10 protein-coding genes are annotated in these 12631 nt (G+C 25.9%); 9 read left to right on the top strand and 1 reads right to left on the bottom strand.

The features are described 5' to 3' along the window. The first annotated feature begins 132 nt into the window (after nt 1-132). The 9 genes from ACH36K_RS16815 to ACH36K_RS16775 all read left to right on the top strand — a co-directional run bounded on the left by ACH36K_RS16815 (nt 133) and on the right by ACH36K_RS16775 (nt 11207). Nucleotides 133-1170 carry a M42 family metallopeptidase gene (locus tag ACH36K_RS16815; RefSeq protein ID WP_411168742.1) on the top strand — a complete coding sequence of 346 codons (1038 nt, stop codon included), beginning with the start codon at nt 133-135 and terminating at the stop codon, nt 1168-1170. Nucleotides 1171-1257: 87 nt separating this feature from the next. Next, nucleotides 1258-1860 (top strand): HAD family hydrolase, encoded by a 603-nt coding sequence (locus ACH36K_RS16810; protein ID WP_411168741.1) that lies wholly within the window; start codon nt 1258-1260, stop codon nt 1858-1860. Between the two features lie 338 nt (nt 1861-2198). Continuing rightward, a complete protein-coding gene (locus ACH36K_RS16805) occupies nt 2199-3647 on the top strand; it encodes a DEAD/DEAH box helicase (RefSeq protein WP_411168740.1) in 1449 nt (482 codons plus the stop codon). 250 nt (nt 3648-3897) lie between these two features. Further along, nucleotides 3898-5805 (top strand): EAL domain-containing protein, encoded by a 1908-nt coding sequence (locus tag ACH36K_RS16800; protein WP_411168739.1) that lies wholly within the window; start codon nt 3898-3900, stop codon nt 5803-5805. Between the two features lie 46 nt (nt 5806-5851). Then, entirely contained in the window at nt 5852-6121 is a 270-nt protein-coding gene (locus ACH36K_RS16795; RefSeq protein WP_411168738.1) for an ATP cone domain-containing protein, read from the top strand. A 94-nt stretch (nt 6122-6215) separates the two neighbouring features. Next, nucleotides 6216-7022 carry a sugar-phosphatase gene (gene yidA, locus ACH36K_RS16790; protein ID WP_411168737.1) on the top strand — a complete coding sequence of 269 codons (807 nt, stop codon included), beginning with the start codon at nt 6216-6218 and terminating at the stop codon, nt 7020-7022. Nucleotides 7023-7453: 431 nt separating this feature from the next. Continuing rightward, nucleotides 7454-9292 (top strand): asparagine synthase (glutamine-hydrolyzing), encoded by a 1839-nt coding sequence (gene asnB / locus ACH36K_RS16785; RefSeq protein ID WP_411168736.1) that lies wholly within the window; start codon nt 7454-7456, stop codon nt 9290-9292. A gap of 189 nt (nt 9293-9481) precedes the next feature. Then, nucleotides 9482-10279 carry a DUF4037 domain-containing protein gene (locus ACH36K_RS16780; protein WP_411168735.1) on the top strand — a complete coding sequence of 266 codons (798 nt, stop codon included), beginning with the start codon at nt 9482-9484 and terminating at the stop codon, nt 10277-10279. Nucleotides 10280-10352: 73 nt separating this feature from the next. After that, on the top strand, nt 10353-11207 hold the full coding sequence (locus ACH36K_RS16775) for a CorA family divalent cation transporter (RefSeq protein WP_411168734.1): 855 nt from the start codon (nt 10353-10355) through the stop codon (nt 11205-11207). A 237-nt stretch (nt 11208-11444) separates the two neighbouring features. Here ACH36K_RS16775 and alr read toward each other — a convergent pair whose 3' ends face one another. Next, a complete protein-coding gene (alr, locus tag ACH36K_RS16770) occupies nt 11445-12602 on the bottom strand; it encodes an alanine racemase (RefSeq protein WP_411168733.1) in 1158 nt (385 codons plus the stop codon). Nucleotides 12603-12631: the final 29 nt, after the last annotated feature.

The raw sequence follows: 12631 nt of genomic DNA, 5'->3' as shown, positions 1-12631 counted from the left end.
ATAAGGTATTTTTATTTTGTGCAAATACTATATCTAAAATATATCTGTAGAAATGTTATTAGTAAATATAGTAAAATAATTAATGTGTAAAATAAGAAAATATATAAATTTTTTATAAAAGGAGTGAAAAAATTGAAATATAAAGTTAATAAAGAATTTGTATTAAGTACTACTAAAATAATATTAGAGTTTGATAGTCCGACAGGATTTTGCTTTGATATTATTAAAGTAATAGAAGAAATCTCAACTAATTTTGGTTATAAGTTTGAAACTACAAACAAAGGATGTGGAATAATAACAATTCCAGGAGAAAAAGATGAAAAAGTTATAGGGCTTTCAGCACATGTTGATACATTAGGTGCAATGGTTAGGTCAATAACTAATTCAGGAACATTGAAGTTCACATTGTTAGGAGGGCCAATTCCAGCAACTTTAGATAGTGAATATTGTAAAGTAAGAACTAGGGACGGAAAAATATATACAGGGACTTTTTTAAGCACTAGCCCAGCAGCACATGTTTATCCTGATAGTAAGGAAAAAAAGCGTGATCCAGAAAATATGGAAGTAAGGATTGATGAAAAAGTACTTTCAAAGAAGGATGTTGAAAATCTTGGGATATGTCCAGGGGACTTTATATTTATTGATCCGAAGACCACTATAACAGAAAGTGGATTTGTAAAATCAAGATTTATAGATGATAAAGGTAGTGTAGCAGCTTTAATGGGGCTATTAGAAATTTTTAATAGAGAAAATATAATACCTAACTATACAACGAAAATATTTATATCTACATATGAAGAAGTTGGACATGGAGCATCATATATTCCAAAAGATATAACTGAAATGATAGCTGTAGATATGGGATGTATTGGTGATGATTTAAGCTGTACAGAATATGATGTTTCAATTTGTGCTAAGGATTCAGGTGGTCCTTATGATTATAATATGGTAACAAAGCTTATAGATCTAGCAAAGAATAATGATATAAAGTATGCAGTAGATATTTATCCTATGTATGGATCTGACGTTGGAGCAGCATTAAGAGGTGGCAATGATATAAGAGGAGCTCTTATAGGGCCAGGAGTTCATGCATCACATGGAATGGAAAGAACTCATTATGAAGCATTAGAAAATACAATAAAATTACTTATAGAATACTTAATGAATTAAAACTATTTAAATATATAATTAAGTAAATATTAATGATTTTAATATTTAATATTAGGCTTATATTAAGAAAGATGGGGGAGAGAATTTGTGTATAAAAATATAATATTTGATATTGGGAATGTATTGTTAAGCTTTAATCCAAAAGAATATCTTAAAGAAAAAATTCAAGAAGAGAAATTAGAAAATTTATATAAGGAAATTTTTCAAAGTGAAGAATGGGTTATGTTGGATAGAGGTACAATTAAAGAAGAAGAGGCAATTAATAATATAATAAAAAGAAATACAGATTATAGTAATGATATAAAGTTAGCCTTTAAGGATTGGTATGATATATTAAAGCCAATTGATAAAACTATAGAAATTTTGCAGGATTTAAAAAATAATGGGTACAATATATTTTACTTATCTAATTTTCATGATTTAGCCTTTAATCATGTGAAAATGAAAAATGAATTTTTTAATCTTTTTGATGGAGGAGTAGTTTCTTTTGAAGAAAAGATTATTAAACCAGAAGAAGATATATATAATTTGATTTTAAGTAGATATAAATTAATAGCAAAGGAATCAATTTTTATTGATGATACTAAAATAAATCTAGAGGGAGCAGAAAATGTAGGGATAAACACCTTATTATTTAGCACACCAGAGAATTTAAAGAATGATTTGAGAGAATTAAATATAAATATTTAATAAATTACTTAGAGATTGTATTTAAAGATATTTTTAAATACAATCTCTATTTTCAATGTGGAGGAAAGCATAAAAGTTTTGAAAATGTGATTATATGAGGCTTTTAGCAATTAAATTTGAGAAAGTAGATTTATTTTAACTTTTCTTACATTCATTTTTTACGTGGACATATGTAAGTTTGCGTTGGCTTGGAACGGGGCGACGGAATAAGTAAATTTACATATGTCCACTTTTTTAATGTTAATTGTTAAATATAATGTCATAGGGTAAAATAATATTATTATAATATAAGTTTTCATGCTTTATAACACAATATTTTAAAGGAACGAGGTAAACTAATGAATATAAATAAATTTGAAAATATGAATTTAAGCAAAGAAATTCTTAAGGCTTTAAATAACTTAGGTTTTGAAAATCCTTCAGAGGTTCAAGAAGAGGTTATTCCACATATATTAGATAGAAAAAATTTAGTTGTAAAATCACAAACTGGTAGTGGAAAAACTGCAAGTTTTGGTATTCCACTATGTGAATTAACAAATGTTGAGGAAAATAAAATTAAGGCATTAATACTAGTTCCAACTAGAGAACTTGCAATGCAAGTAAAGGAAGATATATCTGATATAGGGAGATTAAAAAAAGTAAGATGTGCAGCTATATTTGGTAAGCAACCATTTAATGAACAGATAAGAGAACTTAAACAGAGAGTACATATAGTATGTGGAACTCCAGGAAGAGTAATAGATCATATAGAAAGAGGAAACCTGAATATAGACAATATAGAGTTTGTGGTAATAGATGAAGCAGATAAAATGCTGAATATGGGATTTATAGATCAAATATCAGAGGTTTTAAGTAAGCTACCAAAGTCTAAAAATACAGCATTATTTTCAGCAACGATACCTAAGGAAATAGAAGAATTATATTTAAATTATATGAGTAATCCAACTGTACTTGATATAAAATCTAAGGTTTTTAATAAAGATAAAATATCTGAAAGATATTTGAGAGTAGAAAAAGAAGATAAGTTTAAATATTTATTAAAAACCCTTTATGCTTGGACTGATGAATCTGCAATAATATTTTGCAATACTAAGGACTCAGTAAGAAGCTTAAGCTCGTTATTAAAAAAAGAAAAAATTAATGTTAAAGAATTGCATGGAGATATGGAGCAAAAAGAAAGACTAATGACTATGAACGACTTTAAAAATAAGGAGTTTAAGGTTTTAGTTGCTACTGACATAGCAGCAAGGGGAATTCATATAAGTCATATAACAAATGTTTTTAACTATGATATTCCTATGGAAAAAGAGAGTTATGTACATAGAATAGGAAGAAGTGGGAGAGGGGAAAAAAAAGGGCTTGCAATATCTTTAGTTTCAAACTCTGAAAAGAGATTTTTAGATGAAATAGAAGAATATATAAATTATAAAATAGAAGAAGCAAAACTTCCTTCTTATGATGAAACGATAAATGGAAGAAAAGAGTTCTTTGAAAATCAAAAAAATGATTATGGAAATAAAATAAAATCTAAAAAGAATATTCATAATGAAGTAACTAAGATTCATATAACGGCTGGGAAAAAGAAAAAAATTAGAAATATTGATATCCTTGGAGCTCTAAGCAATTTAGATGAATTAAGTGGAGAAGACATAGGAATAATAGATGTTCAAGATGGACATTCATTTGTTGATATTCTTAATGGAAAGGGAAATTTAATATTAAAGAAATATAAAGAGATAAAATTAAAAGGAAAATCAGTTAAAATAAGCAAGGCAAAGAATAATTAAAATAGGTATTTAAATTACTTGAATGATATGTTGAAAAAAATGTATAATTATGATAAGGAAAATCTTTATAAATGTGGGGATGGTGAGCAATTTGAAGCTTTCAAAAAAAATAGCTACACTTTTACTATATTCCACGGTAACAATATCTATTATTATTAGCATGATGTTTATATTCATAACATATCATTTTAAAAATAACTCAAACCAGGTTATTATAAATTATAAGTTAATACTTTTTGCTATTATTAGTTTGATATCTTTTGCTAATATAGGAGTTTATATATTTATAAATGAAAAAATTATAAAAAGATTAGGATTAATAGAAAAATCCATAAAAAAGATAATAACTTCTACAGATATACATGATGAAAGCTTAGAAGTAGATGAAATAAGTAAACTTTATAATGAAATGAATACAGTAATGAATAAACTTATACATACAGAAAGTTATTTGAAGCAAGAAGAAAAAAATTATACAAATATATTAGATGCAATGTCAAATTCCTTTTTCCATTTAAAAGCAATAGTTGATGATGATGGGGAATATATAGATGGAATAATTGTTGATGTTAACTTAGCAGGGGTAGAGCTTTTAGGGCTTTCAAAAAAGGAAATTATAAATAATAAGTTTTCAGAAGTATATAAAAACTTCTCTAGGTATAAAATGCAGATATTGCAAATATTAAAAAGAACAAAAGAATCAAAATCTGAATGTGTTGCAAAAGAAATAAATATTGGAAATGATAAGTGGGGAGTAGTATCGATATACTCACTTAAAAAGGGATATTTTTCTATAATAATAAATAATGTAACGGAAATAAAAAAGTATGCTGAAGATATGACTTATTTAGCGAACTATGATACTTTAACAAATTTATTAAATAGACATAATTTATTAGAATATTTAATAGAGTTAGTAAGTCAAGAAGAAGAGTTTAGTATATATTTTATAGATTTGGATAACTTTAAAAACATAAATGATACTTTAGGTCATAATACAGGAGATGAAGTTTTAAGGATTGCTGCTGATAGATTAACAGAATTATATTCAGATAATATAAAGGTTGGAAGATTAGGTGGAGATGAGTTTATAATAGTTAAAAAAGGACAAAATGATATAAATAATATAGAAAATTTAGCTAGAAATACACTAGACCTTTTAAATAAACCTTTTCAATTTAGTAGATATAGTTTTAATTTAAAAGCAAGCATAGGTATAAGCAATTATCCTAATCATGCAAAAGATGTATTTACTTTATTAAAATATGCAGATATATCTATGTATGAGGGTAAAGAAGAAGGCGGAAATACATTCAAAATATTTTCAGAGGAAATGTTAGAGAAGCTAAACCTTGAGAGTAGATTAAGCTTAGCAATAGATAATAATGAGTTTGAAGTTTATTATCAACCTATTTATGATGTAAAAAAAGACAAAATAGTAGGTGCTGAAGCCTTGATTAGATGGATGAGTCCAAGTGGTATAATTCCCCCTATTAAGTTTATACCTATAGCAAAGAAGAATGGAGATATAGTAAGAATAGATGAATTTGTATTAAAGGAAGCTTGTAAATATTGCAATAAAATAATAAGCCTTGGAGAAAAAGACTTCAAAATGTCAGTAAATATTTCCCATGGATTGTTAAATAAAACTGATTTTGTAGATAAAATTATTAGTATAGTAAATGAAGCCAATGTAAACCCTACATCTATAAAATTAGAAATTACTGAGGATGAAATAATAGATGATACTGAATTTACAGTTAATATCTTAAATAAACTTAGAAAGCTAGGTTTTAGGATAGCTTTAGATGATTTTGGAATTGGATATTCTTCATTTAATCACATAAAAACATTACCATTAGATACAATAAAAATAGATAGAAGTTTATTAATTAGCTTAGAGAAAGATGCTAAAACATTTTCTATTATAGAAACTTTAATTAATTTAGCGCATAGTTTAGATTTAGATATAGTATGTGAAGGAGTAGAACTGAAAAGTCAAATAGATTTACTTAAAAATATAAATTGTGATAGGATACAAGGGTTTTATATAAGTAGACCTTTGAATTTAAAGGATTTCGATGAATTTTTACTGGAATTTAATAATATGGATATAAAAGATATAGATGTTAATAAGCAAACTAGTATAAATTTTTAAGATTTAAATAAAGTTAAAATAATCTAGATAGAAAGAAGGGTTTTTTATGAAGATAATAAAAAAAGATGGAAGACTAGAAGAATTTAATGTTAAAAAGATAAAAACCAGCATAGAAAATGCGGCAAGAGATTCAGGAACAATGTTAAATGAATCAGATTTGAAAATACTAGTTAATGATGCTGAAAAAACTTTACTAAAAACAAGGAAGGATTCTTTAATTACTTCAAGTTATGAAGTAATAGGAGTAATTTTTGACATATTAAAAAGAGACGGATTTAATTCTATTTTAAGATCTTATTTAGAATTTGATAAATAGAGTAACTAATTTGATACATTAACACAATAAATTCATTTATAATTAATGTTATGTTATAATCTAATTAGCTTTAATTATAAACGGAGGATTAAGAATGTATAAGTTAGTAGCAATAGATATGGATGGGACTTTACTTAGAGAAGATAAAAGTATATCAGAAAGAACTAAGAAAGCCATTCAAGGAGCAAGAGAAAAAGGTGTTACAGTAGTTTTAGCTACAGGAAGACCAATAGAAGGTGTTTTGAGATATTTAGAAGAATTAGAAATGTTTACAGATAATGATTACGTACTTAGTTATAATGGAGCTTTAGTTCAAAAGACGAAAAGTAAAGAAATAATAACTAAGGTTGCGTTAAAAGGAGCCGATTTACATTATTTAAAGAAGCTTAGTGATGAATTAGATGTAAATATTCATGCGTTTTGGGAGAATAAGGGCTTGATTACTCCTAAGAATAGTAAATATACAGAAGTTGAGGCACAAATTAATAATATAAATATTCATGAAATTGATATAGATCCTATAGCAGATGATGAAGTTATGATAAAAATAATGATGATAGATGAAGCTGAAATATTAGGACCAGCTATAGAAAAATTACCTAAAGATGTATATGAAAAGTACACAGTTGTAAGAAGTACACCATACTTTTTAGAATTCTTAAATAAAGATGCTAATAAAGGTGTAGGAGTAGAATTATTAGCTAAACATTTAGGAATAAAAAGAGAAGAAATAATAACTTTAGGTGATGCAGGGAATGATTTGCATATGATAGAATATGCAGGACTTGGAGTTGCAATGGGTAATGCTTTTGATGAAATAAAAGAAATTGCTGATTATATTACTGATACCAATGAAAATGATGGTGTTGCAAAAGTAATAGAAAAATTTATATTAGAATAAAATAATTAGTATTAAAGGAGCTGTCGACCAATGATTTTTAAATCGTTGGTCGACGGCTCCGTTTTTGTTTTATTTAAATTTATATGAATTTTCTCTCAAAGTGTCATTTTTGAATATTTCTAGTTTCTCCATAATATAAACCTCTCTTTATAAATTATTATTTTTCTATTTTCAAAGGACCTCTACGAAACGTTAGCCCCTTGTAAATCCTTGATTTTACTAGGTTTATTAAGGGTTTTATCAGATAAAAAATATCTATCTACTGTTTAAATATGCAGAAATCTATAGTTTTTAAAAAAATTTTACGTAAATTGAACTATAATATAACCTATTTCATTTTTCTAATTGCTTTTAAGTATTTTTAATGAACTATTGTCAAAATATAATCATATAAGTATATATAATAGATAAATACAGAAAGAAGGATGATTATGTGTGGAATAACAGGATTTGTGAATTTTAAGGAAAACATTAAAGATAATATTGGAATATTAAAATCTATGACTGATACACTAATTAATAGAGGACCAAATGCAGAAGGAACTTATATATCTAATAATGTAATGTTTGGACATAGAAGATTAGTTGTAGTTGATCCAGAAGGTGGAAAACAGCCTATGAAGAAGGTTGTTAATGGTAAAGAATATGTAATTGTATATAATGGAGAATTATATAATACTGAAGATTTAAGAAAAGAGCTTATCAAAGATGGATTTACTTTTGAGGCATATTCTGATACTGAGGTGTTATTACTTTCATATATTAGATGGGGAATGGATTGTATTAAGAAATTTAATGGTATTTTTGCATTTGCTATATATGATGAGAAGGAAAAGAGAGTTGTACTAGCAAGAGATGCAATGGGAGTTAAACCATTATTTTATACAGTTAAAAATGGAACATTTATATTTGGATCAGAAATAAAGGCTTTATTTAAACATCCATATGTAGAGCCAATAGTAGATAAAGATGGATTAACAGAATTATTTGCATTAGGACCAGCAGTTATTCCAGGAACAACAGTATATAAAGGAATAGCGGAAGTTAAACCAGCTCAGTATATACTTGTTAGGGAAGATGGTATAACTAAAGATATGTATTGGGAACTTAAAGCAGAAGAGTTTAATGAAAGTAAAGAGGAAGCGGTAGAGCATGTAAGAGATTTGCTTATTGATTCTATAAAAAGACAATTAGTTGGAGATGTTCCATTATGTACATTTTTATCAGGAGGATTAGATTCATCAGCTATATCAGCTATTGCAGCAGAGGAATATAGAAAGAAAAATAAAATTTTGACTACTTATTCAATAGATTATGAGGATAATGAAAAGTACTTTAAATCATCATTATTTCAACCAACTTCTGATCAACACTTTGCAGAAATTATGGCAGAATATATAGGTAGCAATCATAAAAATGTTCTATTAAATCATAGGGATTTAGTAAATTCATTAAATAATGCAGTTTTAGGAAGAGATTTGCCGGGAATGGCAGATGTAGACTCCTCTTTATATTTATTTTGTAGAGAAGTAAAAAAAGACTTTGTTATAGCTCTATCTGGAGAATGTGCAGATGAGTTATTTGCTGGGTATCCATGGTTCACTAATGAAGATATGATAAATGCTAATACATTTCCTTGGTCTAGATTTATAGGTGAAAGAAAAGCAATATTAAGTCCGGAGCTTAAAGATTTAAAAATAGAAGAAGTTGCAAATCAAGCTTATTCAGATACTTTAAAAGAGGTTCCTCATTTAAGTGGAGAAAATAAACTAGAGCATAGAATGAGAGAATTATTTTACTTAAATTTAAGATGGTTTATGGTTAATTTATTAAACAGAAAAGATAGAATGAGTATGGCAAATAGTTTAGAAGTTAGAGTGCCATTTGCTGATTATAGATTAGTAGAGTATGCATTTAATATACCATCAAATATAAAGCTATTAGATGGAAGAGAGAAGGGACTATTAAGAAAATCATTAGAAGGAATATTACCTGATAATATAATATATAGAAAAAAGAGTCCATATCCAAAGACACATAATCCTATATATACAGATATGGTTTGTAATATAATGACTAAAGTTTTAAATGATAAGTCATCTCCAATATTAAATATAATAGATGAAAATAAAGTAAGAGAAATAGTTAATACAAAGGGAGAGTCATATAAGACTCCTTGGTATGGACAATTAATGACTGGACCACAAATGATTGCTTATTTAATACAAGTAAATAACTGGTTAGAGACTTATAATGTAAAATTGATATAGTTTTTTATAGGATCATGTAATTTATTTTAATTATATGATCTTATTTAATTGGTTCTGTTAGACATTTTCCTATAATAGAGACATTTAATTAAATCTACATATAAAAGGCCTATTTTTTGGATACTTTGCCAATTTATTTATATTTATATAAGGAGTAAAATTTAATAAGGAATAAAGGGGGAAAGACTTATGGGAAAAGAATTAGATTTAGTTTTACAAGAAATAATAAATGATTTTAAAAGTATAGATGAGGTAGCTGGAATAAGTTTCGCAGGTTCATCAACTTCAAAAAGAGATGATAAACTGTCAGATGTGGATATAGATATCTTTACTTATTCAGATATTTCAGTGGAAGTGAGAGAAAAAATAATTAGTAAATATGCTGCTTACAAAGAAGTGGGCAATGATTATTGGGGACAAGGAGATGAATTTATATTAAGAGATAAAAATACTCCTATTGATATAGCTTATTTCGGAATTGATTGGATAGAAGATACAATAGAAAATATCTTAGTCAAATATAATGCTTCAACAGGATATACAACATGTTTTTGGCATAATATAAAAAATGCAAAAATTATTTTTGATAGAGAAGGAAGATTGAATAAATTAAAGGATATGACAAATATTAATTATCCTAAGGCACTTAAGGAAAATATTATTAAAAAGAATTATCCATTATTAAAGAAAAATATTTCTTCTTATTATAATCAAATAAGTAAAGCAGTAAGTAGAGAAGATTTAAATAGTGTTAATCATAGATTAGCAGGATTTTTAGCAAGTTATTTTGATATAATATTTGCTATTAATGAAATGCCTCATCCTGGTGAGAAGAGACTAGTGAGTATTATAAAAAATTCCTGTACTAAAATACCAATGAACTTTGAAGAAGATATAAATAATATTTTAAAAGCTTCAAGTAGTTTAAATAAAGATTTATTATTGCACTTGGATTCATTAATAATTAATTTAGAGGAAATTTTATAATTAAAATTCAGTTGTTGTATGTTTAATTTATCAGAATTATAATATAGATAAATAATTTAGTTAGGATGATATTATGGCAACAGTAATTTATAGAAATGGAATTATAAAAGAAAATATAGATATAAATGAAAAATCAGAGGATGTAGTTGGTTATTTATATAATTCAAGTAATTTTAAAAGAATAAGTGAAGAAGTTTTAACAAATATTCATAAAGATATAATAATAAAAAGTAAGGATATGATATTTTTAAAAATACCATTTATAGTGGAAGGAAATAAGGTTTTAATAGATGCAGTTATAGAAAATGATGAGTTTATAGTAAATTATGAAGATGATACCTTAATAGAGTTTTTAAATGAAAAAATATCTTTACATAAAAAGGTTGATAAGAATATGCTTTGCTTATTTTTGTTTCAATATTTTTCATATGCATATACAGAAGAATTATTAAGTATAGAAGAGAGAATAGATAATTTATTTGAAGAAGCAGTTTATAAAGGAAATGTAGATAATAAAGAAATACTAGAAATGAAACGAATAGTTTCATTAATAAAAAGATTTACTTTATATTACAAATCTATGATAACTTATTTAGATGATGAATTTAGTGGATTAGATCTTTATGATAAAGTTTTATTAGTTTTAGATAATACATTAAGCTTAGTTGATAATATTCAAAGCTCTATATATTCTTGTATAGATATATATAACTCAGAATTATCAAATAAGATGAATAAAACTATGCAATTATTAACTGTAATAACAGTATCAACTTTACCACTAACAGTAGTGTCAGGAATATTTGGAATGAATTTTTCAAATATGCCTTTAATAAGTAGCAACAATGGATTTTATTTATCTATTATTATTACTCTTATAATTATAATATTACAAATACTATACTTTAAAAGAAAAAAATATATATAAATATAATAAGCATATACTAAATATAACCAGTATATGCTTTCTTTAATTTCTATGAAAGTATAAAAGTTTAAAGTTTCGTAAATATGATTATATAAGGCTTTTAGCAAGTTAATGTGAAAATTTAGATTTGATTTATACTTTTCTTACCTTCAGTTTGTAGGTTGACATATGTAAGTTTGCGTTGACTTGGAGCGAAGCAACGGAATAAGTAAATTTACATATGTCCGCTTTTTTATATTACATTAAATATCTAATTCCTATTGTTTTATAATCTTTAATATATATTCTTGGAGCTCTTCTTCCTATAAGGCAAAGAACTTCATAGCTAATTGTATTTAATAAACTTGCCATATCCTCAGCGTCAAATTTAACATCACCATCTGATCCTAATAATATAACTTCATCTCCAAGAGAAACATTCTCTATATCAGTTATATCTACCATAAATTGATCCATACAAACATTTCCTATAATAGGAGCAAGTTTTCCATTTATAATAACTTTTCCTTTATTAGAAAGACCTCTTGAATATCCATCTGCATAACCAACAGGTAAAGTTGCAACTATAGTTTTTCTTTTAGTTTTAAAAGCCTGACCATATCCTATATATTCATTTTCCTCAACTTCTTTAATATGAATAATTTTTGTTTTCCATGTTAAAACAGGCTTTATATTAAAGTGTTCTTTATCTACATAATTTGAAGGGTAGTAACCATATTGAATTATTCCAGGTCTTACACAATCATAATGACTTTGAGGTAAATCAATTATTGCTGCGCTATTAGATAAGTTTTTCTTATTAACGTTAACACCATTTTCAAATAACTTATCTAAGAATGAGTTATAAATTTCAATTTGATTTAATGAATAACTTTTATCTTTAGAATCAGCAGTAGAGAAATGAGAAAAAATACTTTCAATTTTTAAATTGCTTAAATTAGAAATATTTAGTATATCATTTATACTAGCATCATTTTTTCTAAAACCAATTCTACCCATTCCAGAATCTATAGCTATGTGTATAGGTATTATTTTGTTTAAGGCTTTTGCTTTATTATTAAGGTTTATAGCAAATTCATAGGATGATACAGTTGGTTCTACATCATATTCAAGCAAAGCATCTATAGCATAATTTTCGCTAATTCCAAGTAGCATTATAGGAGATTTTATATCATTTTCTCTAAGCTCTATAGCTTCAACTATATTTGCAACAGCAAGCCTTTTAATACCATTATTAATTAAAACTTTAGATATTTCTACAGCTCCATGGCCATAGGCATTAGCTTTAACAACTCCAATTATTTCACTATCATGTGATTTATTTTTTATTTGCTCTATATTATATATAAAATTATTTAAATTAATTTCTGCCCAAATTGGATGTAATAAATTCATATCTAAAACTCCTTACTATTATTTGACTT

The organism is Clostridium sp. MB05, assembly GCF_046581255.1.
In the GTDB taxonomy this organism is placed as follows: Bacteria; Bacillota; Clostridia; order Clostridiales; family Clostridiaceae; genus Clostridium.
The sequence above is the reverse complement of the archived record's forward strand: the minus strand, read 5'-3'. Positions and strand labels throughout refer to the sequence as shown.